22 protein-coding genes are annotated in these 26,619 nt (G+C 58.4%); 9 read left to right on the top strand and 13 right to left on the bottom strand.

Annotated elements, in window-relative coordinates; all coding sequences use genetic code 11:
* The 4 genes from NSJP_RS14850 to NSJP_RS20160 all read right to left on the bottom strand — a co-directional run bounded on the left by NSJP_RS14850 (window position 1) and on the right by NSJP_RS20160 (window position 4,451).
* A complete protein-coding gene (locus NSJP_RS14850) occupies window positions 1-2,532 on the bottom strand; it encodes a DEAD/DEAH box helicase family protein (RefSeq protein WP_080887647.1) in 2,532 nt (843 codons plus the stop codon).
* A gap of 474 nt (window positions 2,533-3,006) precedes the next feature.
* On the bottom strand, window positions 3,007-3,561 hold the full coding sequence (locus NSJP_RS14845) for a vWA domain-containing protein (RefSeq protein WP_080887646.1): 555 nt from the start codon (window positions 3,559-3,561) through the stop codon (window positions 3,007-3,009).
* Window positions 3,562-3,991: 430 nt separating this feature from the next.
* Window positions 3,992-4,234 (bottom strand): DUF2442 domain-containing protein, encoded by a 243-nt coding sequence (locus tag NSJP_RS14840; protein WP_080887645.1) that lies wholly within the window; start codon window positions 4,232-4,234, stop codon window positions 3,992-3,994.
* Window positions 4,235-4,256: 22 nt separating this feature from the next.
* Window positions 4,257-4,451: a DUF4160 domain-containing protein gene (locus tag NSJP_RS20160; RefSeq protein WP_080887644.1), complete on the bottom strand. Its 195-nt coding sequence runs from the start codon at window positions 4,449-4,451 to the stop codon at window positions 4,257-4,259.
* Between the two features lie 234 nt (window positions 4,452-4,685).
* Between NSJP_RS20160 and NSJP_RS14830 the strand changes: the two genes are divergently transcribed.
* From NSJP_RS14830 to NSJP_RS14820, 3 genes are all read left to right on the top strand, one after another.
* Window positions 4,686-5,375 carry an SDR family oxidoreductase gene (locus NSJP_RS14830; protein ID WP_080887643.1) on the top strand — a complete coding sequence of 230 codons (690 nt, stop codon included), beginning with the start codon at window positions 4,686-4,688 and terminating at the stop codon, window positions 5,373-5,375.
* A gap of 330 nt (window positions 5,376-5,705) precedes the next feature.
* Window positions 5,706-6,095, top strand: coding sequence for a hypothetical protein (locus NSJP_RS19360; protein ID WP_155970268.1), 390 nt, complete (start codon window positions 5,706-5,708; stop codon window positions 6,093-6,095).
* A 361-nt stretch (window positions 6,096-6,456) separates the two neighbouring features.
* Window positions 6,457-7,629: a YncE family protein gene (locus NSJP_RS14820; RefSeq protein ID WP_080887641.1), complete on the top strand. Its 1,173-nt coding sequence runs from the start codon at window positions 6,457-6,459 to the stop codon at window positions 7,627-7,629.
* 79 nt (window positions 7,630-7,708) lie between these two features.
* Here the strand turns inward: NSJP_RS14820 and NSJP_RS14815 are convergent, their stop codons facing one another.
* The 7 genes from NSJP_RS14815 to NSJP_RS14785 form a co-directional block, all read right to left on the bottom strand.
* On the bottom strand, window positions 7,709-8,143 hold the full coding sequence (locus NSJP_RS14815) for a hypothetical protein (protein WP_080887640.1): 435 nt from the start codon (window positions 8,141-8,143) through the stop codon (window positions 7,709-7,711).
* 191 nt (window positions 8,144-8,334) lie between these two features.
* Complete coding sequence (locus NSJP_RS14810) at window positions 8,335-8,577, bottom strand: hypothetical protein (protein ID WP_080887639.1); 243 nt, start codon at window positions 8,575-8,577, stop codon at window positions 8,335-8,337.
* Between the two features lie 115 nt (window positions 8,578-8,692).
* Entirely contained in the window at window positions 8,693-9,667 is a 975-nt protein-coding gene (locus NSJP_RS14805; RefSeq protein ID WP_080887638.1) for a VTT domain-containing protein, read from the bottom strand.
* A 15-nt stretch (window positions 9,668-9,682) separates the two neighbouring features.
* Window positions 9,683-10,225: a DsbA family protein gene (locus tag NSJP_RS14800; RefSeq protein WP_080887637.1), complete on the bottom strand. Its 543-nt coding sequence runs from the start codon at window positions 10,223-10,225 to the stop codon at window positions 9,683-9,685.
* An 11-nt stretch (window positions 10,226-10,236) separates the two neighbouring features.
* On the bottom strand, window positions 10,237-11,895 hold the full coding sequence (locus NSJP_RS14795) for a response regulator (protein WP_080887636.1): 1,659 nt from the start codon (window positions 11,893-11,895) through the stop codon (window positions 10,237-10,239).
* Window positions 11,892-13,328: an ATP-binding protein gene (locus NSJP_RS14790; protein ID WP_080887635.1), complete on the bottom strand. Its 1,437-nt coding sequence runs from the start codon at window positions 13,326-13,328 to the stop codon at window positions 11,892-11,894. Before NSJP_RS14790 ends, NSJP_RS14795 begins: the two co-directional genes overlap by 4 nt.
* A gap of 233 nt (window positions 13,329-13,561) precedes the next feature.
* Window positions 13,562-13,957: a hypothetical protein gene (locus NSJP_RS14785; protein ID WP_155970266.1), complete on the bottom strand. Its 396-nt coding sequence runs from the start codon at window positions 13,955-13,957 to the stop codon at window positions 13,562-13,564.
* Window positions 13,958-14,262: 305 nt separating this feature from the next.
* Here NSJP_RS14785 and NSJP_RS14780 point away from each other — a divergent pair, with 305 nt between their 5' ends.
* Window positions 14,263-16,011, top strand: a complete 1,749-nt coding sequence (locus NSJP_RS14780; RefSeq protein ID WP_080887633.1) for an alkaline phosphatase family protein — start codon at window positions 14,263-14,265, stop codon at window positions 16,009-16,011.
* 21 nt (window positions 16,012-16,032) lie between these two features.
* On the opposite strand, the gene NSJP_RS14775 is transcribed toward NSJP_RS14780, so the two are convergent.
* Entirely contained in the window at window positions 16,033-16,761 is a 729-nt protein-coding gene (locus tag NSJP_RS14775) for a DUF3313 domain-containing protein (protein WP_172834365.1), read from the bottom strand.
* A 175-nt stretch (window positions 16,762-16,936) separates the two neighbouring features.
* Complete coding sequence (locus NSJP_RS14770; RefSeq protein ID WP_080887631.1) at window positions 16,937-18,586, bottom strand: AsmA-like C-terminal region-containing protein; 1,650 nt, start codon at window positions 18,584-18,586, stop codon at window positions 16,937-16,939.
* 184 nt (window positions 18,587-18,770) lie between these two features.
* Between NSJP_RS14770 and NSJP_RS14765 the strand changes: the two genes are divergently transcribed.
* From NSJP_RS14765 to NSJP_RS14745, 5 genes are all read left to right on the top strand, one after another.
* A complete protein-coding gene (locus NSJP_RS14765; RefSeq protein ID WP_080887630.1) occupies window positions 18,771-19,940 on the top strand; it encodes a YncE family protein in 1,170 nt (389 codons plus the stop codon).
* A gap of 176 nt (window positions 19,941-20,116) precedes the next feature.
* Entirely contained in the window at window positions 20,117-22,816 is a 2,700-nt protein-coding gene (gene aceE / locus NSJP_RS14760) for a pyruvate dehydrogenase (acetyl-transferring), homodimeric type (RefSeq protein ID WP_080887629.1), read from the top strand.
* A 67-nt stretch (window positions 22,817-22,883) separates the two neighbouring features.
* Window positions 22,884-24,353, top strand: coding sequence for a 2-oxo acid dehydrogenase subunit E2 (locus NSJP_RS14755; protein ID WP_080887628.1), 1,470 nt, complete (start codon window positions 22,884-22,886; stop codon window positions 24,351-24,353).
* Between the two features lie 129 nt (window positions 24,354-24,482).
* Complete coding sequence (lpdA, locus tag NSJP_RS14750) at window positions 24,483-25,892, top strand: dihydrolipoyl dehydrogenase (protein WP_080887627.1); 1,410 nt, start codon at window positions 24,483-24,485, stop codon at window positions 25,890-25,892.
* A complete protein-coding gene (locus NSJP_RS14745; protein WP_080887626.1) occupies window positions 25,858-26,610 on the top strand; it encodes a lipoate--protein ligase family protein in 753 nt (250 codons plus the stop codon). Before lpdA ends, NSJP_RS14745 begins: the two co-directional genes overlap by 35 nt.
* Window positions 26,611-26,619 lie beyond the last annotated feature (9 nt).

Genomic DNA, 26,619 nt, shown 5'->3' with positions numbered 1-26,619 from the left:
TTAGGGCATGAAGCGATTCAGCGGCACATAATCCTTAATATAGTTGGGAATAATTGCGCGATACTTTTCCGGTACGGCTTTGAGATCCTTGGTGGTGAAGACTGGATTCGTCGCCAAGTCGGTAAATTGCTGATTCTCGATGCTGTACCGAACCTGGTCATTGCTTACATATGCTTTGAAGAAGTTCTTCAGGGCTGGAATCGCCGTAGCCTCTTCCGGCCGATAGTCCGTCACGAATTTGGCGAATTCCTCTTCGAGCAGTTCATCCTTGGATTTGAACCCCTGAATGAGGCCAAAGCTCTTTTCAATGATCTCTCTCAGGGACAGTCGCCGATCCACAGCAGCAGCTTTCCTTAGCTTTTCCAGACTGTAATACGCGTCCGGTTTGTCGAACACTTCCCGGTTTACATAGTCCACGACCCGATCCCATTGCCCTGCTTCGACGTTGGCGGCGATGAACGTGTCTTGGCGAACGGTATCCTCGAACCGCTGAAAGAACATCCGATCGATCTTCATGCCGTATTCGCCGACTTCCTCCTCCTTAATGCTCGACAGAATGTCCTCACCGATATGTTCATAGGATTTGTAGATGACACCCACCCTACCCGTGCCCGACCTCCCCTCGTCGCCCTTGGGTTTCGGGAGGGCAATCACTTCGTCATAGTCATATTCTTCTTCAAAGTATTCACAGTTCGCAAAGAAGTCGAACAGTTTATAGGCAGACTTGACGGGAGTTTTAACCCCTTCTTTTAATTCGTCGTCAAACAATTGCTCTAGAAAATTGTGCTTGCGGGTCCCGCGGCCCTTAATCTGAATAAAGTCTGTTGGCGAAAAGATCGGACGGAAGAGGCCGAGATTGAGAATATCTGGGCAGTCATAGCCTGTCGTCATCATCCCGACGGTCACACAGACGCGTGCCTTGCTCGTCTTATAAGCAGAGATGAAATTGCCTGAGCCTAAAAGATTGTTATTAGTGAAGTTGATGGTGTATTGCTGGGCGTCAGGCACCTGCGAGGTGACTTGCACGGCGAAGTCCGACTGGTATCTCCCTGGAAACATGCGGTCGGCTATGAGATTGAGGATTTGCGTGAGCTTGGCAGCGTGATTCTGGCTCACCGCGAAGACGATGGTCTTTCCCATTTCTCCGCTTACCGGGTCACGCAGGGCATTTTCCATAAGCGTCTTGCAGAAGAGATTGTTGGTGGCATCGGAGAAGAAGCGTTTTTCAAACTCGTGTTGTTTGTAGGTCTCTTTCTGGTTCTCGCCTTCTTCATCCCTAAATTCGACGACAAAGCCGCTTTCGGAAAGGAGCTTGGTGGTCACTTCACTCCGAGCGTCTACGACCGTAGGGCTCACGAGAAAACCATCTTTCACGCCATCGAGCAGCGAATAGCGGAAAGTCGGTTGCCCATCCTCACATCCAAACGTGCGGTAGGTGTCGAGCAAGAGCCGGCGCTCTAGCACGCGGGGGTCGGTCGTCTTTGTTTCGGACTTGCCAAAATTCTTGAGGTAGTCGCGAGGTGTCGCTGTAAGGCCTAGCTTATATCCAATAAAGTGATTGAAGACCGCCCGAGCATTTCCGCCGATGGACCGATGGGCCTCGTCCGAGATCACCAAATCGAAGTCAGTCGGTGAAAAGAGCCGCTGATACTTGTTATTGAAGAGCAATGACTGAACGGTCGTGACGACGATTTCTGCCCTCCGCCAATCATCGCGATTCTCTTTGTAGATGACGGTCTTGTAATCGTTCGCCAATACCTTGGCAAAGGCCTTTTTGGCCTGATCTTCTAACTCAAGCCTATCCACCAAGAAAAGCACACGCTGAGCATTGCCTGTTCGGAGAAACAGCTTGATGACCGCTGCGGCCGTCAGTGTCTTGCCGGTCCCGGTGGCCATTTCGAAGAGAAAGCGGTCTTGCCCCTTCTTGACTGCTGCCTGAATCGCGGCAATCGCCTTCTTCTGGTAAGGACGCAGGAATCGAAGCCCATTGATGGCGATAAATCCAGGCCGCTCAGCTTCATTGTTCCACGCGGCCTCAGCGGCATAATTGGGCCACTGCGTAAGCACGATATAGTCATCCCCGACAACTTCCTCAACAAGGCGGCTTGGATTGGGCGTGATCTTTCGGTAGCTCTGGACGGAATCCGGCTTGGGGAAGGCAGTAATGATGTAGGGATTGCCACGCTCTAAGTCCCAAAAGTAATGCAGGTTGCCGTTGGAGAGAATGACGAAACGGCAATTCTGCGATCGGGCGTAGGTTCTGGCTTGCTCTTTCCCAACGAGAGGGTTTTTGTCCTCAGCCTTGGCTTCGAGAACGATAAAGGGGAACCCCTTCTCATTCAGAAGCAGAAAATCGATAAAGCCCTTGGACGCCTTCTCGAAATCATTGCCTAGTGAATCGAGATCTTGAGATCTTATTGTGACGTTGGATTCGAGCTGGATGTTAGCTGGACTGTTACTGTCGGCGAAGAAACGCCAACCTGCCGCCTCTAGGAGCTTATTGATCTTGATACGGGCGGCGGCTTCTTTCATAGGAGCGGAAGCTGCAGAACATTCCGGACGAATCCGCGGAGAGACTTACCCTCTTCGACGAACGAATGCAATCATTCCAATGGTGGGTCTGGCGGAATTGACAAAGTTCTCGGGAAAAATAGCACGTATTCTTACGAGTTTTTCGGTGCGGAAATACGGTTAGACCTATTTCCCCAAGGATGGCTAAATCCTAGAAGCTTGGATTCCCGCTTCCGCGAGAATGACGAAAGAAGGGACGGTCTTTGTGATATGGGCTCGTTCTTGTAATTTGTGTTTTTGATGCTTGGATTTTCCATTCTTACGGGGGGGGGATTTCTAGTTTCGAATTTCGAGTTTGCCATGTGTTATTTGGGATTGGTATTTGAGTTTTTGGCCCTTGTCGGGAACTGGGACAGGCACCGTCGCAGACGACGGAGCCAGTCCCATCCTGACTCAGTCGCTCCGGCGGTAGTATGAGGTCAGTTCGGACAACCCTTAAAACGTTTCTGCCACTTCAAGCTTGCTGAAGCACACTCGACCGTCGCCCGCGATGCCGAGCGATTCCCCTGCCGCCCACACATCGTGATCGGCTCCAAGGTACAGGAATCTCCAGCCGCCCTGTTCGAACGACTTGATCATGTCGAAGATCTGCGGGCGGGTATATTCCTGCGAGGCGTTCTCCAGTCCGTCCGTGAGAATGACGCAGAGTTTCTTGGCGTCGTTCGGTGCTTCCTGCTTCGCCGCTGACAACGTCCGGCCGATCGCGTCGTAGAGCGGCGTCGTTGCGTCGGGACGATAGGTCTCTACGTCGAGGTCGTTCACCTGCCGGACCGGCACGGCGTTGTGGCGGACTTCCGTCTTCTTCGAGTTAAAGAGGGTGAGCGTGAACCGGGTTTCGGCTTCTTCCTCTCTGAGTGAGGCGAGATATTGATTGATGCCGGCAATGGCTGAACCCTTACAGGACTGCATTGAGCCTGTCTCGTCCAGAATGAGCGTGACGTAGAGCGGCAGAGGTGCACCGTTCGCTTGGCCGTTCTGTTGCTGGTCCATGAGTCCCTCCATATAAAATATGGTTACCCGGGTTCGAGTGCCCGGATCAAAGGCCAAGAAGTGGGACAGGCACCGTCGCAGACGACGGAGCCAGTCCCCTCCCGATGCCGGTCAGTATACTGAAGACTGTGACAGGAAATGTCACAGTGGGAATGTAGATTATTGAGTAAATATAATTGAATCTAAACAGCACTTTACATGCAGTATCTCATGCGAAAGATAAGAAGATTGGCTATGGCTTCATCCTGGGAGAGAAGGCATCGCCTGGATTCCCGCTCCCCGCTTAAAACATGCGGGGACAAGCTTCGCGAGAATGACGGAGAAGAGCGGGATATGCGAGTGAATGGCGGCTATTGGAATTTGAGTTTTGGAACTTTTCGGGAACTGAGGACAGGATCACGCGGGGGCGAAATGCGAGGGGATTGTAAGGCTATTTGACTGCGAGCAGACTCTCAACTGAAATGTCTTCATCTACCGTCTCCCAGTGGATGCCGACTCCTCCGCCGATGAGACGCCACTTCCGGCGTTGTTCTGGCGTGGCGTTGAGCAACTGTGGAAACCATGCCAAAGGTGACGATACTTTGCGGCCGTCAGCCAACACGACGCGCAACATCGAATCTGTGAATGTCACTTCGACGGCCAACGGCTCAAGTTTTACTGCCAACGCGCTCATGCCATCGCTCCTGGAACAACGTCTAGTTATTCTGAACGATCTGAAGGATTTCCGTCAACTCATTGTTCCGAAACCCTTTCGCACGGGCAATAGATACAGGGGCTAACCATAACTTTGCATATCGCTCAGCTTGCTCAACATGAATGTGCGGAGGCTCTTTTCCTTCCAGGCTGAAGAAGAAGAAACGATAGCCCTTTACGTGAAGAACAGTGGGCATGGGTCATGTCGATGCAAGAGTTAGGAAGAGGCAAATGTGATACTAACTTCTGTGAATGAAAGCAAGCGAACATAGATGAAATACTTGTATTTATGCTGGCTCGCTTAGGATATCTGTTCCCGTTGGTTCGAATTTCTGATTTCGAGTTTCGGATTTACCTGAGACATTGGCAGGACCTGTAGTGAGGCGCATTGTATAATGGACTAGCGGCTGGGAGGAAACGGAGACTTGGCCATGCCGAGCATCGCCCTGGTTACGGGAGCCAACAGAGGGATCGGGTACGAGGTCGCGCGGCAATTGGCGACGCGCGGTTGGATTGTATTCTTGACCGGGCGGACGCTCGCCGCGGTCAAGAGAGCGGCCTCTTCCATCGACTCCTCGGTCACGCCAATCCCACTCGACGTCACCAGTCGAGTCAGCATCGAAGCCGCCTTCGGCATCGTCTCACAGACGGTGGATCATTTGGACGTGCTGATCAACAATGCCGGAATCCTGGATCAAGACGAGGGTTCGATCTTCGACCTGCCTCCGGAGCGGCTCCGGAGAATGTTCGAGACCAATACGATCGGATCGTTGCTCATGACCCAGACGTTCCTGCCGCTCCTTCGTAAAAGTGGTTCTGCTCGAATCATCAACGTGTCCAGCGGGGCCGGCCAATTGACCGACATGGACACCTGGGCGCCCGCATACAGTATCTCCAAGACGGCGCTGAACGGCGTGACCGGTAAGTTTGCCGCCGCATTGAAAGACTCGAACATCGCGGTCAATTCCGTTTGTCCCGGTTGGGTCAGAACGGACATGGGCGGGAATGAAGCGCCGCGTTCCCTCGAGGAAGGCGCCGACACGATCGTGTGGTTGGCGACCGAGGCGCCCATTTCACTCACCGGCCAGTTCATCAAAGACCGCAAGGTTATTCCCTGGTAGACCCTTCCTGGGAAAATACGAAATTCGAAACTCGAGATCCGAAACTCCTTTGGGGGAATGACGGAATAGATGGTTGAATTGCTTCAGCAACAACCGTCATCCAGTCCCTCCTGCCATTGAGATTTCCCTCTTGTAGTTTTAGATTTGGAATTTCGGATTTGTTTGGGAAGTGAGACTGGCACCGTCGGAGACGACGGAGTCAGTCCGCACGCCAGGCCCGACTCAAGTGAAATGGTTGTATTCGCCCATTGCTGCGCGGCTTTTCGACGTCGTGACCGTTGACTTTGCAAATGCCGAGGCCTAGACTTCGACCGTCTTGAGGCAGACCGCATGGACCAGGAATCGCTGATACAAATTCAAAGGATTATTGGCGCGGCGACCGAGTCGCTACGGACCGATATTGCCGAAGCACAACGCAACACAGGTGCTCTCAGGGAAGAGCTTCAACTGGTTGCCGACTCGTTGCGCACCGACATCATGGAAAGTCGACGCCAGACGGGTATTCTCACGGAGGGGCTCAGGCATGAGCTTCAGCTTGTCGCCGAAAGTTTTCAGCTGCATGTGAGCCAGTTTCATGCTGAAGAACGATCCCACATGGACGAACAGTTTCGAGAGACACGCGCCCTGGTTCAGCTCTCGTACGGTCAGATACAGGAACGAGTTGAACGGCTCGAGCATCGCTTCCGTACCATCGAGCAGCATATCGGACCGCTTCCGTAGCCACCATCCAGTCTTTCCTGCCTTTTGGGTTTTCCATCTTATCGTTTCGTATTTCGAACTTCGAGTTTCGGATTTGCTCTGAAGAGACCTGGATTCCCGCGTCCGCGGGAATGACCGAAGAAGGGACAGATTTCGGATTTCGAGTTTCGGATTGAGGCATTTTCTCCCCTTTCCTGCTAAGCTGTCCGGACGATAGGACAAGTCACCCGCTTCCTGCCACCATCCGTATCAATAGATCCAGACGCTCGGATAAGACCCCCGCAACGGTACTCGCTATAGTCCGCCGCAGGCATCGTACTGGTGATGCATAACCCATCCGAATCGAGTCATGGCTCGATTCGCCATCACAAGGAGGTCTGTCATGGTACCGTTCAGATTCCTAGTTTCGGCTCTTGCACTGATGCTCGCTGGTCCGTCCGTCGTCGCGGCCGAGCAGTATGCGTTGTTGAACTATGAGAGCAAGCCTGATCAGCCGGTGCGGCGGGAAGGCATTGCGATCATGAACATCGAGCCCGATTCGTCGGACTTCGGGAAGATCCTCATGGAGATTCCGCTTCCGTCCGATCTCGTGGCCCATCACATTTTCTTCAACCGCGACAAGAGCAAGGCTTATATCACGGCCCTGGGGAAGAGCATCCTGCACGTCGTCGACCTGACCAAGTTTCCCTACCAGCTGCGGGCGATCGCCGTTCCGGATTGCCAGATGGGCGAAGACCTCGTGGTGTCGGAGGACAACAAGACCTGGTTCCTCACCTGCATGGGTTCGAGCAACGTGATCATGGGCGACGCGGTGAAGGACCAGCCGGTCAAGACGATCAGTGCGGCCGGATCCGATGCCTTCATCCTCTATCCGCACGGTATCGCCATTCACAACGGCATCGATCGCATTCTGATCACCAGCACGGTGAAGCCGGACCTGTCGGAGGCGGGCGACACGGTGACGGTCATCGAGGCCAGCACCGGGACCGTTCTGTCCACGCATCGCGTCACGTCGAAGCCGGCTCCGGCGAAGACCGCGCCTGTGGAGGTCATGTTCGCCCCCAATGCGAATCCGCCGGTCGTGCACATCACCAACATGCTGGAGGGGACGCTGTGGGCGGGCGTCTGGGATCCAAAGACCAAGACTTTTTCGTTCAATCAGATCGACGACTTCGGTCCGCGCGAGCAAGGGATGCCGTTGGAAATGATGTACAACAAGAAGGGTGATCGTCTGTTCGTGACGACGGCCAAGCCGGGATTCGTCAATCTGTACGACAACAGCGATCCCAAGCATCCGAAGTTTCTCAAGGCGATCGCGACCGCCGGAGGCGCCCATCATACGGTGCTGTCGCCGGATGAACGGTATCTGTTCGTGCAGAACAGTTTTCTCAATCTGGAAGGGATGAGCGACGGATCGATCACCGTGATCGATCTGAAGAACGATCAGGTCGTGGGGAGTATCGATACCCTGAAGTCAGCGGGGTTCAACCCTAACTGCATCATGCCGCTGCCGAATCACTTTCAGAAGCCGACCATGCGGGCGATGATGCATTGAGACGTGGTCAGGATTCAACGCGTGCACGCATGAATCCATGCGTGCACGTACCCAACTGGGACGAATTTCGGCAGGGCACTCAGGAATTTCCGAGGGCCGCTGAGGGAGAAGGTGGAGGTTCGATTCTCAAGGAAGCGGAGCACTCGGCGATGGCTCTCCATGCCGGATCGGTTTGGTTCGTGGAACTCACCGAGCGGAATTCGACCAGCGTGGACTTTGCGGATTGCCGGACGAATGTGAACTCGAAGAGCGCGTCTTGTCCGCGTTTGGAAAGGAATCCGCTACGATTCCTGAGCATGGCGAGGCGATTGATGCCCTTATTCGGATTCTCCGACAGGGTCAGATTGTCCGATCGGTCCTGATCGAATCGCTCTTTCGCGCATTTTGAGAGACCGTCATAGGGGCCGACGACCTCTTGCATGAGGTCGGGTTTGCTCGCCCGGAGCGCGTCCAAATCGTGATGGGCGCATCCGGTGAGTACGGCCAGTAATAATAAGAGTACGACTCGCATCATTTTTGACGATAACAGCCTGAGGCAGGGACGCAGCTAGGCAGATCCCTACAAGAGTGGTCTCGACTCCTTGGCTTACCAGATTGTTGCGTTCGATGTCCAGGCTGAAATTGACCGGGCTATTAGTCAGTTCATATCGAAGCACTGGATTTCATGATTCGCGAGCGGGCATGACCCAGGAAGATACCGGTTTACTACGATTGCCCGTGACGCCCTGTCCGCACTTTGGGGAGACGACCGGCAGGGATCAAACGGGACATCTCCGAACGAGGTTGTTTGAGATTCTGCAGATGGTCGGCTTCCGTGTCGAGAATGTAGAGCTGCTCCCGAAGCGTCACCAAATCCACATCGGACAGGATCTCGCCTTTGGAGCGAAGTTGATGAAATATATCGTTGCTTTGCGCGACAAATCGGCTCACGGAACGTTGAATGTTCATGATGGACACCCTCCCCTTCCTAATTTCTGTCCTCGTGATCGCAAGATGATCAGCTTTGCATGGCAGGAGGTCCGGCTTAACTAGGAGGTTCCCTAGCGGCACAAAATAATAGGGATCAGCTTGATATCTTGGAGGTTCCGACGGCGTTCTCCTTTGCGATCACCAATTCGAGCGGATAGGCGAGCTCACGCCACACATCGATGCCGCCCAAGAGCGGCCGCACCCGGCTGATCCCTCGCCGCTTCAGCATCAACGCCATCCTGGCCGCGGTGGCTTCATTCGGGCAGGCGCAGAACAGAATGATGTCCCGATCGCGGGGAATGTCATGATGACGGTGCTCGAGCTCCTCGGCCGAGATACGCAGTGCGCCCGGGATCGTATAGGGGTCGGCCACATGATCGACGTTGCCGCGCAAATCCACGATAACCGACTGCTGGCCATCGTCCAAGAGTTGCTTCAGTTCGGCCGGCGTGATGCGTGCCACGCGGAGTTCCCTCAAGAGTTTCTGCCGGTTGAAATACTTGAAGACCACATAGCCGGCGAGACTGACGGCGATGATGATTCCCGCGGTGGTCCCAAAGCGCACGGCGAGGTCCGCGACGTATCCGATCTGATCGCTGAACACATAGCCGAGAAGGAGGAAAGACAAGCTCCAGAGCAGCGATCCGGCGCCGTTGAAGAGGAAAAACCGTCCGAGGGACACCTTGAAGAGACCGGCCAACGCCGGCGCGAGCGTGCTCAACCCCGGAATGAACTTGGCTAACACCAGCGCGCGGACGCCATGTGCGACGAAAAAGTTTTCCGTGCGTCTGACGCAGGCGTCTGGCTCGAGCGAAATCCGGCACAGGAGAGACAGCGCCTGCCGGCCTCGATGAAGCCCGAGTTCATACCACACCATGTCGCCCAGCAGGCATGCGGCAACCGAGATGCAAGTCAGCACGGCGAGGTTCGCCTGCCCTTCTCCCGCCACGGCGCCGGCGGCCAGCAGGAGCGGAATGCCGGGAACGGGCAGTCCGACCTGCTCTGCGAGAACGGTCAGAAACACCACCAGCTCGATATGATGAAGCAGAAAATCGAGCGCTTGTTGCATAGGACCGGTCGAGGTTTATGAGCCCAGCGCGTGGCGCATCGCAGCCGCCAATGCGCGTAGGTCGTCATTGCCGTCCTGGCGACGGCCGTTGATAAAAAATGTCGGCGTCCCCGTCACTCCATGCCGGCGGCCCGTGCCCACGTCCGTGCGGATACGGTCGAGGTGTCGATGGGTGGTCAGGGACTCGCTGAACTGCGTGCGATCCAATTCAAGCTGCTTCGCATACTCCATCAGATCGCCGTATTCGAGTTCCCATTGATTGGCAAACAACATCGTGTACATGGCCCAAAACTGTCCTTGGGCGGCCGCCGCTTCAGCCGCTTCGGCAGCCTGGAGGGCATGGGAATGTTTGTCCACCAGCGGAAAATGCCGGAACACGAATCGAAGAGACCGATCGAACTCACGCTGTAAGGCCCGCACGGTCTTGACCGCTTCCCGGCTGAACGGACATTGGAAATCCCCGTATTCGATCAGGACGACCGGAGCCGATACCTCTCCTTGCACGTGGTCATGCTCCGTGAGATCGAGTGACTGTCCATGATGATGCGGCTCGGCCATGGCGAAGCGTTCTAGACTCCATCCAAATAGCGTTCGATCATCTTCTCTGCGATCGTGCCTTCACCAACCCCCGATGCGACCCGTTTGATCGATCCATGGCGCGCGTCGCCCGCGACGAAGATGCCGGGCACGCTCGTTTCGAAAAGGTATGGGGGTCTCTGGAGCGGCCAGCTCGACGGCAGACAGCCGTCCCGTACCAAGTCAGGACCGGACAGGATGAACCCATACTCGTCGCGAAGGACACTGTCTCCAAGCCAGTCCGTATGGGGAGACGCGCCGATCAGAATGAATAGCGATTGGGCCTGCACCCTGCGCCGGTCCCTGGTCTTGGCATGTTGGAGGACCAACGATTCGAGCCGGGATGTGCCGCAGGCCTCGGCCACCTCCACGCTGGTTTCGACGAGAATGTTCGGCGTTTGCTTGAGGCGTTCGATCAGGTAGTGCGACATCGTGGCCGTGAGGCTGTCACCACGCACCAACATCGTCACCTGGCGGGCGTGACTGGCAAAATAGACCGCCGCCTGGCCGGCAGAATTCGCGCCGCCGATGATGAAGACGTCTTCTCCCTTGGACGCGAGCGCTTCCGTCATGCCGGCTCCGTAATAGACACCCGCGCCGGTCAGCTCGGCCATGCCAGGCACATCGAGCGTACGGTAGGAGACGCCGGTCGTAATGAGCACGGTCTTCCCGCTGAGCTCGCTGCCGTCGGCGAGCGTGACGATCCGCGCCGGCCCTGCCACGCGCAGGCTGACGGCCTGCTGCGGATTCAGAATCTCGACGCCGAATCGCTGCGCCTGCGTCAGGGCGCGCCGGGCGAGATCCTGGCCGCTGAGGCCAGCCGGGAAGCCCAGGTAGTTTTCAATCCGGGAACTCATGCCGGCTTGGCCGCCCGGCGCTTCACGCTCGATCAAGACCGTCTTGAGCCCTTCGGACCCTCCGTAGACGGCGGCGGCCAATCCGGCCGGCCCGGCGCCGATGACGATGAGGTCATATAGCGGCTGCTCGGCTTTCATTCGGAAGCCGACTTTCTCCGCCACCTGAAGCGTCGTGGGCTGGATCAGAGACGAGCCGTCGGGAAAGACCACCACGGGCAGTTGATCATTCCCTGCATGGGTCGATTGAAGCAGCTGTTCGGCCTCGGCATCCTTCTCCACGTCCAGCCATTGATACGGGAGCTGGTTCTTGGCGAGGAATTCCTTGATCTGATGCGTTTGGGGCGACCAGCGGTGTCCCAATACCCGGATGCCTTGAAACGGGGCTTTGAACGAGGCGCGCCAGTCCTCCAGGAGGTCATCGATGATGGGATACAAACGTTCCTCGGGAGGATGCCAGGGCTTCATCAAGTAGTAGTCGACTTGCGCGTCGTTGATGGCGCGGATCGCCGCATCCGTATCGGCGTAGGCGGTGAGCAAGATGCGTTTGGCGTCAGGAAACAGCGTGATCGCTTGGGCCAAGAATTCAACCCCCGTCATTTGAGGCATTCGTTGATCCACGAGGAACAGGGCGACGGTGTCATTACGAAGCTTGAGCTGCTCCAGCGACACCAGCGCTTCCGGGCCGGATTCCGCTCGCAGGATTCGGTACTGCTCGGCAAACCTGCGGCGGAGATCCCGTTCCACCGCACGCGAGACCTCGGGGTCGTCATCCACCGTGACCAAAAAGGGTTTCATGGTCCGGCGCTCTCTACCGGCGGATCGCTCGGGCCGGCTGAAGTCGCCAATGGCTTGCGCATCATCGGCAAGCGGACCCGGAACACGGTGTGGCCCGGTTCCGAATCGTAATCGATCTCACCCTTGTGGCGATCCGTGACGATGCGGTAGCTGATAATTAATCCAAGCCCCGTCCCTTTGCCGACGCCCTTGGTGGTAAAAAACGGCTCGAAGAGATGCGGCCGAACTTCCTTCGGAATGCCTGATCCGGCATCGTGGATCTCCACGAGCACGTGGTGGTCCTCGTGTGCGGTGCGAATCCGGACCTCTCCTTTTCCGCCGACGGCATCGATCGCATTGTCGATGAGGTTCGTCCACACCTGGTTCAACTCGTTTCCATATGCCGGAATCACAGGCAGCGACCGGTCATAGTCTCGGACCACCGTGACGCTCTTGAGCTTGTGAGACAGCATCGTGAGCGTGCTCTCGAGCCCTTCGTGGATATCGACGTCTTGAATGGGGGCCCGTCCTTCGTACGAATAGGCCTTCACGGCATTGACCAGGTCTGCAATGCGGCTGGTGCTCCGTTCGACCTGCTGAGTCAGGTCCCGCAATGAGAGCGTGCCGGTCATCCATCGCAAGACATCCCCTATTGCGTCATTCGGAAACCGGTTGCTGATTCTCTCGAGCCAGGTTCGATCCAACCCCGCGCCGACCAGGATGCCGGTGAGATTCCAGGCATTGTCGATGGGGTGCTGTTCGAGCCATTTCAGGATGTCTTCCTCTCGATCGCTTCGGGTCAGAGGATCCGGTGGCACCGAGGGACTGGGCCGGGAGGCCAGGTCGCGCAGAATCTGCGCGACCGTTTCGGACTGCTCGGCGGAGAGCTGCTGTTTGTTCAGCTGGCAGGCAAGAGATGGCAACCCGCTCGCGACCGTTACCAGATCGGCAGCCGCTCGGCGGGCCGCTGCGGCCGGATTGTTCAGTTCATGAGCGAGACCCGCCGCCATGGTCCCGAGTGAGACCAGTTTTTCACGTTGTTGAGAATATCCTTCCAGGCCCCGTACGCGCGCCGCCATGGTGCGGAGGATTTCCTTTGCCACCGTGGGGCAGATGCGCATCACGGACCAAAACTGCTCCTTGGAGTAGCGTAACAATCGGCAGGCGGTTCGCGTCTCGCTGTCGACGAAGTAGGGCATGTCCAACAGCAAGGGCACTTCCCCGAAAAATTTTCCCGTGCTGTGCAGCGCCAATACCACTTCCTGGCCGTCGTAGTTCTTCGTCACGCGGATCTCGCCCTCGAGGATCACATAGAAGTACTCTACCGATTCCCCTTCGCGCGTGACCATCGTTCCCGCAGGAACCGACAGGACTTCGCCCTGATCGAGGCAGGTCCGTTCATCCTGAGACAGGTTGGCAAATAGTGGAAGGTTGAGCAGCTCAGCGGGATCCATGAGTCCGATTCCAAGTGACCTCTAGAGGTACCATAAAGACGACGGCCGCTGCTATGCCGCGCCGCAGAGGCCTGGCATTGATTGGAAGGGATCAGATCGTGAGATCAGGTCGTGGGGCTATTGGATCGAGCGGACTGGCGTTCCCATCCTATTGTTTCGGATTTCGTATTTCGACATTTCGAATTTTCACACTTGGTATTTGGAGTTTGGAATTTGAGTTTTCATCCTGTGGTTTATGGGTACGGCGTCACCTTTGACACCACCGATTGCACGGTAAGCATTCCCGCTTTACCCGGCTTCCAATCAAACCGGGCTTGCAACGTGACGCGATCGCGATTGCGCAGCAAGTCCAGCGCCCCGGCACAGTTTGCTCCATACACCGCTTGAATGGAGTCGGCTCCGTCCGTCACCGTGAAGGTCTGGACGCATTTATCCACGTTGGCCATCCATTTCTTGACGCGCTGGAACTGATGGTTGGAGACGACTCCTGTCACTTGGATCACGCTCGATTGATAGGACTCCGGATGCGCGAGCACCGAGTGGAGTTTCAAAGCAACGCCCGCCCAGGAGTATGTGGCGAAGGCGATCAGTACCGGCAGTGAAATGCTCACCCATGGCGCGTGTCGCATGGCGTTCTCCCTTCGTGTGTGATTGCGACGCCGTTCATGGTTGAAACTATAGCACTCGACCATGATTCTGCTCGGTGGAAACAGGCCGTAATTCGCGCGGAATCGCTCGTCGCGCACACTCAAAGACGTTGAGAAAGGATAAAACGGCATGATCGAGTTCACAGCCTTCAAGCAGATCAGAAAGGCGATTACATCCATTACGCGTGTTTGGCCGCCGTTGACAGTCCCTCTGGCACGAGCTAAGGTCCTGCCAGTTTTGCCTACTGAAGACGCACTACGCGACCGACGATGCGAGGAGATGTGTCATGGACGAATCCGACAAGAACAAAGTGGATCGCCGAGTGTTTCTCAAAGTCAGCCTGGCGATGGCAGCCGCACTCGCGAGCTGCGGCAAGGATGATTCCAGCCAGCCGTCTTCGCCAAGCTCGACCTCGACCACGCTGTTCCCCGGGGAGCCGGACCCTGCCGATCTGACCGCGCCCGGAGAGATGCCTCCGACCGAAATTCCCAATGCGGCGCGGTTCTTCGGACCGGATCCGACCTTTACGGGAGGTCCGATCGGGACGCCGGCCAATCTGATGGAATCGTTCAAGCACGTCGTCGTGCTCCAGCTCGAGAACCGGACGCTGGATAATTTGCTGGGCTATCTCTATCCGAAAGACGTGAGCCCGTCGGGGCAACCCTTCAACGGAGTCGCGACCAAGAACCTTTCGAATCCAATCCCGCCGTATGCGCCCCAATCAAATCTCGGATCGATTCCGGTTTCCAAGGCTACCGGTCTGCTGAATCCCGTCGTCGATCCGGCTGAGCAGTACGGCGCGGTCAACGTGGCCCTCTACAACGAATTCAATCCCTTGCTCAACCAGCTGGCCAAGCAGCAGTCGGACTTCACGGCGCCCTATAACGTGCCGGACCAGGGAGCCTTCTTTCCTCCGCCGATGACGGGATTCATCACGGCGTTCTACTGGAGTCTGCTGTCGATGGGGAAGGCGGGAACCTATGACGAATATTCGACCATCATGCAGTGTTATCCGCCCAACATCGTCCCGGCCATCAGCCAGCTGGCCCAGAACTACGCGGTCTGCGACAGCTGGCATTGCGCCGTACCCAGCCAGACCTATACCAACCGGGCGTTCTTCCATGCCGCGTCATCGTCGGGGTTCATCATCAACGCTCCGTCGATCCGCTGGCCGTTCGAAAACACGGCCCCCACGATCTTTCAATCGCTGAGTGACGCCGGCCGGACCTGGACGATCTACTATGACGGTTTCGACATCGTGCCGCTCACGCGGCTGCTGCATTATCCGACGTTGGGCAATTTCCCTGATGCCGCGCCCTACTTCAAAGACATGACTTCGTTTTACGACGACGTGGAGAGCGGGAACCTGCCGGACTATACGTTCATCCAGCCGCGCTTTCTGCTGGACACGAACAGCTACCATCCCGATTACGGAGCGCCGGCCGTGAAGCGCGGCGAGATTCTCGTCAACGACGTGTACCAGGCGATCCGCAACTCCAATTCGCCGAACGGGAGTAATTATCTGAATACGCTCCTGATCATCACGTTCGACGAGGGCGGGACCTGTTTCGATCATGTGCCGCCGCCGCAGGCCACGCCTCCTGGGGACGGGTTTACGGGCGAGGACGGATTTCAGTTCGACCGATTGGGGCAGAGAATTCCCACGCTGCTGATCTCGCCGTGGATTCCGAAGGGGACGGTCTTCAACGGGGCGCTGGACGCCACCTCGCTCATGAAGACGTTGGAGGAAAAATTCAATCTGACTCCGCTGACCAAGCGAGACGCGGCATCCACGAGCCTGTCGAGTCTCCCCTGCTTGCCGCAGCCGCGTGCGCGCACGGACATGCCGCGTTTACGGCTGCGGAGACTGTTGCCTCAGGAGGCGCTCAGCGACGGAGAAAATCCGCCCGGGGCGGTCGCGGCCGATCTGGTCAAGATGGTCAATGCCGTGGCCACGGGCAGCGATGCCATGCCGCCGGGAGTCCACACGATCAACGAATCGATCGAGTTCCTGAAGCAGAATCGGCCGTCGTGATTGAGCGCTATTCCAGCGCGATCACGCCCGCGGCTTGGGACAATCGGTGCGGATCTGCCGCGCCTTGCACAGGTGATAGCGGCCGTTTTCCGCCCAGTAGCGCAGTGATTCGTAGACGTCCGCCCAGGAATTGAAAGACTGGGCTTCCAGCTTCTTCGTCCCCACCCGCCGATCGACCATCGCCCGCAGCACCTCGCCCGTTTGCGCATCGGTCACCTTCGCTTCGATGACTGCCTCGCCGGTGAAGGCGGGTTTGCCCGTCGCGATGGTCTTGATGACCGACCCAGCTGCCAGCGCGTTCATCGGAGCCGGGACGTTCGAGACGACGTCGAGCATGGGCCACGATTCCTCCAGGTGGGTGACGGCGACCTGTACCCGTAGCGTGCTCGCCCCGGGCTTGTCGACCATGTCGTAGTCCTTGGAAAGCTCCTGGTAAATCAATGCATAGAACGTGTCGGCGAGCATCTGCGTTTCGCTCTGGGAAATGCCGCCCATCTTCGACTCCGGACCTCGGAAGATCAGGACCGGATCCAGGAGGATCTTCGTGTAGGAATTGGGGGGTATGGTGGCGACCTTGGGATTTTTGTAGATCAAGAGCGATTCTCCCGCATCCTCATTGCCCTTCGTCATGATGGGATAGAGGTCCTTCAGGAATCCCAGCTTGTCGACGGTTCTGGCCTGTTTGGTCGCGGGGCATCCGCAGAGCGTCACGATCAGTCCGATGAGCAGGATGCGGGAGAGAGGTACCATTACGTTCCTCCAGAGTATGAAGGTGTACGGCATTGTGAGGCAGGAATGGGTAGTCCGGCCAGGCCGGAGCTTACGGTTGGCCGGGAGAAAATTGCAAGATCGGAGAATGCGGTTTCGGATTTCGAATTTCAGACTTTGGTATTTGGGATTTGAGTTTTAGGATTTGGATTCTCTTTCAGGGAATCGACAGTTCTTTGAGGAAATCCTTGCCCTGCTGCTTCAGGTCTTCCGGCTTCACGGTGCCTTTGAGCAGACCCCTGACCGTCTCCTCGGCTTTTTTCTTCGCCTGTTCCTGTACCCTGCCGGTGAGAGATTTGAGATCGATGCCGTATGATGGCGCCTGGGTCGTACCGGTGATCGTGAGCGGCAGGCGGAGGCGCCCGTCCTTCATGGCAACCCTGGCGACGTTCGAGGAGCTGACCACCTTTCCGCTGAGTTCCTGCGACAGGTTGAGATTCACGAGCATGTTCAGGGCCTGATCGAACCCGACCGTCCCGCCGCCGGTCGCCTGGAAATCGTGACTGTCCATCAAGAGATTGCGCAGCTGCAGGGTTCCCTCTTCGACCCCCAGGTCGGTCTGGACCGTGGAGAAGACCGTCGTTTTCGGATGGTCGAGCTGGATGCCGGCCACCTTGAGAATGGTGAACGCTTCTGCGAGCAGACCCACCTGCTCGATCCTGCCGTCTTTCGCGGCAACGCGTCCCGTGCCTTTCAAGTGTTTCGTGAGGTCTGGCATGGTAAAGCCTTGACCTTGCAGTGATAGATCGGCATCTGTTGTGCCGCTCATTGTGACTTTGCTTGTCGCCAGTGCGTTGAGCGCCGGGCCGAGTTGCACACCCTGCATCTTCAGTTTTCCGGTAAAGGGCGGGGCCTCGGAACCGGATGTGAGTGATCCCTGCGCCGCGATCTGCCCGCCGAAAATTTGGAACGACGCATTGCGTAGATGCACTTCCTGACCTTGAACCTCCGCAGCGATCTCGAGACTGTTCAGTTCGACCGGCTTCTGCAGCGGGAGCGCGATCGGCAGGTCCGCCGTATTGATGACAGGGGCGCTGACGTTCAGGTTCATGTTCCGTCCCGCCGTCTTGCCGATGATGACGGCGTCGATCTTGCCGACGGCAAGTTTGAACCGGATCGCGTCGAGATCGGCGGATTCCTTGAGGGGGCCGAAGGCCCCGTCGAGCCGCACCGGGATGTTCATCGGTTGGACCAGCGTGCGGAAGTGGAGGGTGGGGGTCTCGCCGAGCTGAACGGATTGGAGCAACAGATCCATATCTTGCAGAACGTATTCGGTCTGCTTGCCGGACGAGAGATCCCGATACGTCAATTTGCCCCGCTCGATCGATACCTGATCGACGGCCAGCATGGCCAGGATCTTGAGCGGGCCTTCCGCGGACGGAACCGGCGCCCGTGACGGCTTCTGCGGGGTTGCCGCGCCGGTGCGGCCGATGGTCGAGACGTTCAGCACGCCGTTCTTGTTTTTGATGACCGTGATCACCGGATCGCGAAGCGTGATCTCTTCGACCACCACCTGCCCGCTGAGCAAGGGCATGAGTTTGACGCCGACGTCGAGCGACCCGAGCGAGGCAAAGGCCTCTGCGCCGAAGGACGGATCATCCAGCACGGTGAAGCCGGCGACTCTGGCGCCGATCCTGGGCCAAATCGTCAGGCGAATATCCTGCAAGTGGACTTTGCGATTGAGCGCCTCTTCGATGAGCGGTTTGTACTGGTCTTGATACTTGTTGAGATCGATGAGAAACGGCAGCGACAGGACGATGGCGACCAGTACCACCAGTGCGATCAGGAGACCTACGGCAACTTTCATCAGCGTACCTGCATGTGTTTCATGGGCAATCTCTCCTGCTCGTTTCTTCTAAGATACGCCGATGCCATGGAGAAAGCACGCATTGAAAGCACGGGTTCTCGTGTCATGGTCGTAAAGCCATTGCTTGTCTCCACGGAGAGGTGTACCGTTCTTCCCTCAGTCGCTTTCAGACAAGGAGGCTTCCATGAAACCAATCAGACTTCTATCGTTGACGCTCGGCCTGCTGCTCTCATGCGCGTCCCTCGCGTCGGCGGAACTGCTCGCCCTGTTGAACTATGAAAGCAAACCGGATCAGCCCGTGCGGCGCGAAGGCATCGCCATCATGGAGATCGATCCCGAGTCGCAGGACTTCGGCAAGATCCTGATGGAGATTCCGCTGCCATCCGATCTGGTCGCCCATCACATCTTCTTCAACCGCGATCGTACCAAGGCGTACGTCACGGCCCTGGGAAAGAGTCTCCTCCACGTCGTGGATCTCACGAAGTTCCCCTATCGCCTGCGCGCGATCGAGGTGCCGGATTGCAAGGTCGGCGAGGATCTGGTGGTGTCGGAAGACAACAAGACCTGGTATCTGACCTGTATGGGATCGAGCAACGTGATCATGGGCGATGCCGTCAAGGACAAGCCGATCAAGACCCTGAGTTCGACCGATCCTGCCGCGTTCGTCCTCTATCCGCATGGGATCGCCATCCACAACGGCATCGACCGGGTCCTGGTGACCAGCACGGTCAAGCCGGACATGTCGGAGCAGGGCGAGACGGTGTCGGTGTTGGAAGCCAGCACCGGGAAGGTGCTCTCGACGCACAAGCTGTCGTCCAAGCCCTCGACGAAATCGGCGCCGGTTGAAATCATGTTCTCACCCAATACCAATCCGCCGGTCGTGCACATCACCAACATGCTGGAAGCCACGCTGTGGGCCGGAATCTGGGACCCCAAGACTAAGACCTTCTCCTTCCATCAAGTGGACGACTTCGGCCCGCGAGACCAGGGCATGCCGCTGGAAATGATGTACAACGCCAAAGGAGATCGGCTGTACGTCACGACGGCCAAACCCGGATTCGTCAACCTGTATGACAACAGCGATCCCGCGCATCCGAAATTTCTCAAGGCCATTCCGGCCGCCGCCGGCGCGCACCATACGGTCCTGTCGCCGGACGAACGGTATCTGTTCGTGCAGAACAGCCTGCTCAACCTGGAGGGCATGAGCGACGGATCCATCACCGTGATCGACCTCAAGAACGACAAGGTGCTGGGGAGCATCGATACGTTGAAAGCGGCGGGGTTCAATCCCAACTGCATCATGCCGCTGCCGAATCATTTCCGCGACGCCAAGACGCAGGTCAGCAGCCGCTGAGCTCGTTACGCGCCGCGAGATAGGGAATGGCTTTCGAAGAGCGGCCCCGGGGCGATACACTTTTAGGCCCGGCCGCTCTTCGGGCCTGCGCCCGTCCTGTTCAGAGACCCGCCGGTTTCTTTTGCGCTCGCTCCCCTCCCCTCTGTAAGATGAACTGACAGTCCCGAGGAGATCGTATGGGCGACGACGATCGTACTCATCGAGACGCGCAGACCGACGGCGATCCGGAAGAAACCCGCGAGTGGCTGGAGTCGCTGGACTACGTGCTGGAAGCGAAGGGCGCCGACCGCGCGTCCTATCTGTTCGAGCGGCTCCGCGAGCGGCTGGGTTCGCGGGGGACGCCCGTGTCCGCTCCGCTCAATACACCCTACGTCAATACCATTCCTGCCTCACAGGAACCGGCTTATCCGGGAAACCTGGAAATCGAACGCCGCATCCGCAGCTTCGTCCGCTGGAATGCGATGGCGATGGTCGTCAAGGCCAACAAGCAGCATCCCGGTATCGGCGGACATATCTCCACCTTTGCGTCGGCTGCGACCCTGTACGAGGTCGCGTTCAACCACTTTCTCCGTGGAAAGGACCATCCCGGCGGAGGCGACCTCGTCTACTTCCAGGGCCATGCCGTTCCCGGCATCTATGCGCGCGGCTTCGTCGAAGGCCGCCTGTCCGAAGGATCGCTGCATCACTTCCGGCGCGAGCTGGCCACCGGCGGGATGGGACTTCCGTCGTATCCGCATCCATGGCTGCTGCCTGACTACTGGGAGTTTCCGACCGTCTCGATGGGACTCGGCCCGATCATGTCGATCTACCAGGCGCGCTTCAACCGGTATCTCCAAGACAGGGGTTTGAAAGACACGGCCGGCCGCCGCGTGTGGGCGTTCGTGGGCGACGGCGAAACCGACGAGCCGGAGAGCCTTGGAGCGATCTCGCTGGCAGCGCGCGAACGGCTCGACAATCTGATCTGGGTGGTGAATTGCAATCTTCAACGCCTCGACGGACCGGTGCGCGGCAACGGCAAGATCATCCAGGAATTGGAGGCGAGTTTCCGTGGCGCCGGCTGGAACGTCATCAAGGTCATTTGGGGCAGCGATTGGGATCCGCTGCTCGCGAAGGACGACGAAGGGCTGTTGGTGAGGCGAATGGGCGAAGTTCTCGACGGGTGGTATCAGAAGTACACCGTGGAAGGAGGCGCCTATGTCCGCAAGCACTTTTTCGGCGTCGAGCCGAAGCTGTTGAAGATGGTGGAGAACCTGTCGGACGAACAGATCCACAAGATGATGCGCGGCGGCCACGATCCGAGGAAGGTCTACGCGGCCTACAAGGCCGCCGTCGAGCACAAGGGCCGGCCGACGGTGATCCTGGCGAAAACGATCAAAGGCTATGGATTGGGTGAAGCGGGCGAAGGCCGCAACGTCACCCATCAACAGAAAAAGATGAACGAGCACGAGCTGCGCGAGTTCCGCACCCGGTTCGGCGTGCCGGTACCGGATGATCAGCTGGGCTCGACGCCGTTCTTCAAGCCGCCGGCCGGAAGTCCCGAGGCGGCGTACCTCGTCGAGCGCCGTGAAGCGATGGGCGGGTTTTTGCCGGAACGCCGGGTGAACGTGGAACCGCTCGAGCCGCCGCCGCTGGAGCAGTTCAAGGAGTTCATCGGAGGATCGGGAGACCGGCCGGTCTCGACCACGATGGGGTTTGCCCGCATGTTGGGCCGGCTCTTGAGCATCAAAGACTTCGGCAAGCATCTCGTGCCGATCATTCCCGATGAGGCCCGCACGTTCGGACTCGAAGCGCTGTTCCGGCAATACGGCATCTACTCGCACGTCGGGCAGCTGTATGAACCGGTCGACAAGAGTTCGCTGCTCTATTACTTCGAGGCGACCAACGGCCAGATTCTCGAAGAGGGCATCACGGAGGCCGGAGCGATGTCCTCGTTCATCGCCGCCGGTACCGCCTACGCCACGCACAAGCTCAACACCATTCCCCTGTTTATTTTCTATTCCATGTTCGGGTTCCAGCGCGTGGGGGACTTGATTTGGGCCGCCTCCGACATGCGGACGAGGGGCTTTCTGTTGGGCGCGACGGCCGGGCGTACGACGTTGGAAGGAGAAGGGCTGCAGCACCAGGACGGGCAGAGCCATCTGCTGGCGGACGCGTTTCCCACGATCGCCTGCTACGATCCCGCCTTCATGTTCGAGCTGGCGGTCATTCTGCAGGACGGCATGAAACGCATGTACCAGGATCAGGAAGAATTGTCGTACTACGTGACGCTCTACAATGAATCCTATCCGATGCCGGCCATGCCCGCCGGCGCCGAGCAGGGCATCCGCGAGGGGATGTATTGTTTCCGGCCGGCCCCCGCGCATGGCGGACGGCACGAACCTCGCGCCCATCTGTTGGCCAGCGGCACGTTGGTCATCGAGGCCTTGCGCGCGCAGGACCTATTACGGGAACGCTACGGCGTATCGGCGGACGTATGGAGCGTGACCAGTTACAAGACGCTGCGTATGAGGACGCTCGAAGCCGAGCGGTGGAACATGTGGCATCCGGAGGAGCCGCCGCGGGAGAGCTATCTCCAGAAGATCGCACGATCGCTCGACGGACCCTGCGTGGCCGTGAGCGACTACGTGCGGTTGGTGAGTCAACAGATCTCCCCCTGGTTGCCGGGGGGCCTGCTGGCGCTGGGCACGGACGGCTTTGGGCGGAGTGATACGCGCAAGGCCCTCCGGCGCTTTTTCGAGATCGACGCGGAGCACATGGTCGTGGCTGCCCTCTATGCGCTGCATCGGCGCGATGGGACGGTCAAGCCTGAGACGATCCGGAATGCCGTCAAGGATCTGGGACTGAATCCGCACGATGAGGCGCCCTGGAAACGTTGAGCGGCAGGCGCCTGATCAATGGTACGGGTAGTGTTCCCGCTGATCCAATGTATCTAAAGGAACAGTTATGAAAGTAGAACTTCCATTTTTGGCGGACGGCGTCGAAGGCGGCGACGTGGTCCAGGTCCTCGTCAAGGAAGGTGATCATGTCGCAGAAGGCCAATCACTGATCGAACTCGAAACGGAAAAGGCCACCGTGCCGGTTCCGGCGCCGTCCGGTGGAACGGTGATGAAGCTGCTGGTCCGCCAGGGCGATCATGTGAAGGTCGGCCAGGCTCTCGTCGATTTGGATGGCGGCGGGTCGCCTCCCAAGACAGCTGAACAGGAGCAGCCTGCAGCGGCGTCGACGCCTCAACAAATTGCCCAACCGGCGACGTCGAAGGCTCCAGCGCCCGCCAAACCGGCCGAACAGAAACCGGTCGAGCGAAAACCAGCTGAACAGAAACCAGCCGAACAGAAAACGGCCGAGCAAAAACCGCCTGAGGAGCCGGTCGAACAAAAGGACGCCACGTCGTCTCAAGCGACGGCGGAACCCGCGTTACACAGTCAGCCAAACTCCGATGGAGCCCAGGCTCCGCAACCATCGGTTGCCCCGGCGTCAGTCAAGCGTGAAGCCGTTCAGTCGGCATCTTCCGGCGCCGCCATTCCTGCGCCTCCGTCCGTCCGCAGGCTGGCGCGTGAACTGGGAGTCGATTTGACTCAGGTCAAAGGATCGGAGGCCGGCGGGCGGATCACGGCGGAAGACGTCAAAGCCCATGTGCGTGAACGGTCGCGTGGCGCCGCCGCCCCTGCTGGTCACGCAGGACTGCCGGGCAAAGTCTTTTCGACGATGTACGGAACCGAACGCAGGGAAACTCTCCCATCGCTTCGCCGGAAGATCGCCTCCAACATGACCCAGGCCTGGACGAACATTCCGCACGTCCACCAGTTCCAGGACGCCGATATCACTGACCTGATGCAGCTCCATAAACGGTATGCCCCGCAGTTCAAGAAGAAGGGCGCCACACTCACCCTGTCCAGCCTGTTCCTCAAAGCCTCGGTGCATGCGCTCAAACTCTATCCGCAGCTGAACGCCACGCTCGATCTGACCAACGGCGAAGTGATCTACAAGGACTACTACAACATCGGCGTGGCCGTGGAGACGCCCGCGGGACTCATCGTCCCGGTGGTCCATCACGTCGATCAGAAAGATCTGCTGCAGATTTCCCTGGAACTGGCCGATCTGGCCGAGCGGACGCGCAAGCGCGAGGTAAAGCTCGAGGAGTTGCGCGGAGCCACGTTCACCGTCAGCAACATGGGCGGGTTGGGCGCGGGGCCGTTCACGCCGATCATCTATCCGCCGCAGGTCGGCATTCTCGGAGTGGGCAAGGCCCGCATGACGCCGGTATATCGCGATGGCCAACTGGTCCCGCGCCATATCCTCCGATTGTGCGTTGCGTACGATCATCGCCTGGTGGACGGCGCCGATGGCGCGCGGTTTACGAACGAGATCGTGAAGGTGCTGGAAGATTTCCAGGGAATGTTTCTAGGACTGTAAGAGTTACAAATACGAAATACGAATGTCGAAATACGAAACTGGAAATCCAAACTCGAAATCCGAAGCACAAAATCCGAAACTTGGGATTTGGAGCTTGGTATTTAGGGTTTGATCGTCAAAGGGGAATCGATGGCTGAAACAGAGTGCGATGTGGTGGTGATCGGTGCCGGGCCGGGAGGCTATGCGGCCGCCTTTCAAGCTGCGGACCTCGGGTTACGGACGGTGGTGGTCGATCAGGAAGCCCAGCCGGGCGGCGTGTGCCTGCTGCGCGGCTGCATCCCGTCGAAAGCGCTGTTGCATGCGGCGCGCGTGATCAGCGAAGCGGAAGACGCCCGGGCCTGGGGCATTGAGTTCGACAAGCCTCGCGTCGATCTCGAGACGCTGCGCCGCAGGGTGAAGACGATCATCGCCAAACTGACGAAGGGGGTGCAGGCACTGGCTGGCAGCCGCAAGGTCGAGTTGATCCAGGCGCGCGCGACCTTCAAGGACAAGACGACACTGTCGTTGAACGGCTCCGGAGGCTCCCGCGAATTGACCTTCGCCCACGCCATCCTGGCCACCGGCTCTCGTCCGGTCGTACCGGGCTCGCTTGCGATCGACGATCCTCGGGTGATGGATTCGACCGGTGCGCTGGACCTGCCGGATGTTCCCGCCCGGTTGCTGGTCGTGGGCGGAGGCTACATCGGTCTTGAGCTGGGTACGGTCTATCATGCGTTGAGATCCGAGGTGACGGTGGTCGAAGCCCTGCCCCGGCTATTGAACGGCGCCGATCTAGACTTGATACGGCCGCTGCAGCAGCGGATGGAACGGCGCTTCAAAGCGATCAAGCTCGAAACGAAGGTCGATAAGTTGGAATCGCGGAAGGACGGGATTGCCGCGACGCTGGCCGGATCCGGCGGAAGCACGACCGAGGTGTTCGACCGGGTGCTCGTCGCAGTCGGGCGGCGCCCCAATACGGAGCAGCTGGGACTCGAGACCACCAAGGTCGCGCTGACCGCCAAAGGCTTCGTGCAGGTGGACCGACAGCTGCGCACGGCCGAGCCGGCGATTTTCGCAATCGGCGACGTCGCAGGCGAGCCGATGCTCGCCCACAAGGCGACGCATGAAGGCCTGATCGCCGCCAGGGTGATTGCCGGCCAACAGACCGCCTTCGATGCCACAGCGGTTCCAGCCGTCGTCTTCACGGACCCCGAGATCGCCTGGTGCGGTCTGACCGAGGAAGCGGCCAAGGCTGCAGGCCAAGCGGTGACCGTCACCAAGTTTCCCTGGCTGGCATCCGGACGCGCCACGACGTTGGGTCGCAACGACGGTCTCACGAAACTGATCCTCGACAAAGAATCAGGCCGCGTGCTCGGCGTCGGCATCTGCGGCGTCGGCGCCGGCGAGTTGATCGCCGAGGGAGTTCTCGCCGTCGAAATGGGGGCCGTGGCGGAGGACGTCGCCGCGTCGATCCACCCCCACCCGACGTTGAGCGAGACGGTGATGGAAGCAGCCGAAGCGTTTCATGGATATCCCACCCATCTCTACTCCAAGCGCTAACGGACGGCATCGGTTCCGTCTGCTGGATCTGACCCTGCCCTCGCCGGTCGAGAACATCGCGCTCGACGAAGTCTTACTCGATCAGATGGAAGAGCACGGCGGCGAACCGCTGCTGCGCTTCTGGGAGAGCGACCGCTGCTTCGTCGTGCTGGGCCGAAGCTCGCGCGCCGGCGACGACGTGCACGTGGCCGCCTGCGAACGCGACGGGGTGGAAATCCTACGCCGGATCAGCGGTGGCGGGACCGTCTTACAGGGGCCTGGCTGCCTGTCCTACGCGCTTGTCGCGAGGCAGGACCTGCATCCGGATTTGGAGAGCATCCGCACGACCAACCGGTTCGTCCTCGACCGGATCGCATCGGTGATCCGCCGTTGGGAGCCCGATACGGTCTTTTGCGGCATCAGCGACCTGGCCGTCGGTGAAAGGAAGATATCCGGGAACGCGCAGCGGAGGACCAGACGTTCCCTCTTGTTCCATGGGACTCTCCTGCATGGCATGGACGGCGCGCTCATCGCGCGATATCTGAAACAGCCGGCGAGGCAGCCCAATTACCGGCAGGATCGGCCTCACGAGGATTTCGTGCGAACCATCGATGCAAAGCCGGACGATCTCAAGCAGGCAATGGCTCTTGTATGGCATGCCGTGTTGCCATCCGTTGAATGGACTGAATCCCGTCTCCAGGCCGGCATCAGAAACGTCCTCGAGCGAAGCCGACGATGAGATTGCCCG

The sequence above is a fragment of the Nitrospira japonica genome, assembly GCF_900169565.1.
GTDB classification, from domain to species: domain Bacteria; phylum Nitrospirota; class Nitrospiria; order Nitrospirales; family Nitrospiraceae; genus Nitrospira_C; species Nitrospira_C japonica_A.
The sequence above is the reverse complement of the archived record's forward strand: the minus strand, read 5'-3'. Positions and strand labels throughout refer to the sequence as shown.

What these genes read in the sequence shown, in the direction of transcription:
- NSJP_RS14850 (WP_080887647.1), bottom strand. Translation starts at nt 2,532, where the DNA reads ATGAAAGAAGCCGCCGCCCGTATCAAGATCAATAAGCTCCTAGAGGCG.
- NSJP_RS14845 (WP_080887646.1), bottom strand. Translation starts at nt 3,561, where the DNA reads ATGGACCAGCAACAGAACGGCCAAGCGAACGGTGCACCTCTGCCGCTC.
- NSJP_RS14840 (WP_080887645.1), bottom strand. Translation starts at nt 4,234, where the DNA reads ATGAGCGCGTTGGCAGTAAAACTTGAGCCGTTGGCCGTCGAAGTGACA.
- NSJP_RS20160 (WP_080887644.1), bottom strand. Translation starts at nt 4,451, where the DNA reads ATGCCCACTGTTCTTCACGTAAAGGGCTATCGTTTCTTCTTCTTCAGC.
- NSJP_RS14830 (WP_080887643.1), top strand. Translation starts at nt 4,686, where the DNA reads ATGCCGAGCATCGCCCTGGTTACGGGAGCCAACAGAGGGATCGGGTAC.
- NSJP_RS19360 (WP_155970268.1), top strand. Translation starts at nt 5,706, where the DNA reads ATGGACCAGGAATCGCTGATACAAATTCAAAGGATTATTGGCGCGGCG.
- NSJP_RS14820 (WP_080887641.1), top strand. Translation starts at nt 6,457, where the DNA reads ATGGTACCGTTCAGATTCCTAGTTTCGGCTCTTGCACTGATGCTCGCT.
- NSJP_RS14815 (WP_080887640.1), bottom strand. Translation starts at nt 8,143, where the DNA reads ATGATGCGAGTCGTACTCTTATTATTACTGGCCGTACTCACCGGATGC.
- NSJP_RS14810 (WP_080887639.1), bottom strand. Translation starts at nt 8,577, where the DNA reads ATGAACATTCAACGTTCCGTGAGCCGATTTGTCGCGCAAAGCAACGAT.
- NSJP_RS14805 (WP_080887638.1), bottom strand. Translation starts at nt 9,667, where the DNA reads ATGCAACAAGCGCTCGATTTTCTGCTTCATCATATCGAGCTGGTGGTG.
- NSJP_RS14800 (WP_080887637.1), bottom strand. Translation starts at nt 10,225, where the DNA reads ATGGCCGAGCCGCATCATCATGGACAGTCACTCGATCTCACGGAGCAT.
- NSJP_RS14795 (WP_080887636.1), bottom strand. Translation starts at nt 11,895, where the DNA reads ATGAAACCCTTTTTGGTCACGGTGGATGACGACCCCGAGGTCTCGCGT.
- NSJP_RS14790 (WP_080887635.1), bottom strand. Translation starts at nt 13,328, where the DNA reads ATGGATCCCGCTGAGCTGCTCAACCTTCCACTATTTGCCAACCTGTCT.
- NSJP_RS14785 (WP_155970266.1), bottom strand. Translation starts at nt 13,957, where the DNA reads ATGCGACACGCGCCATGGGTGAGCATTTCACTGCCGGTACTGATCGCC.
- NSJP_RS14780 (WP_080887633.1), top strand. Translation starts at nt 14,263, where the DNA reads ATGGACGAATCCGACAAGAACAAAGTGGATCGCCGAGTGTTTCTCAAA.
- NSJP_RS14775 (WP_172834365.1), bottom strand. Translation starts at nt 16,761, where the DNA reads ATGGTACCTCTCTCCCGCATCCTGCTCATCGGACTGATCGTGACGCTC.
- NSJP_RS14770 (WP_080887631.1), bottom strand. Translation starts at nt 18,586, where the DNA reads ATGAAAGTTGCCGTAGGTCTCCTGATCGCACTGGTGGTACTGGTCGCC.
- NSJP_RS14765 (WP_080887630.1), top strand. Translation starts at nt 18,771, where the DNA reads ATGAAACCAATCAGACTTCTATCGTTGACGCTCGGCCTGCTGCTCTCA.
- aceE (WP_080887629.1), top strand. Translation starts at nt 20,117, where the DNA reads ATGGGCGACGACGATCGTACTCATCGAGACGCGCAGACCGACGGCGAT.
- NSJP_RS14755 (WP_080887628.1), top strand. Translation starts at nt 22,884, where the DNA reads ATGAAAGTAGAACTTCCATTTTTGGCGGACGGCGTCGAAGGCGGCGAC.
- lpdA (WP_080887627.1), top strand. Translation starts at nt 24,483, where the DNA reads ATGGCTGAAACAGAGTGCGATGTGGTGGTGATCGGTGCCGGGCCGGGA.
- NSJP_RS14745 (WP_080887626.1), top strand. Translation starts at nt 25,858, where the DNA reads ATGGATATCCCACCCATCTCTACTCCAAGCGCTAACGGACGGCATCGG.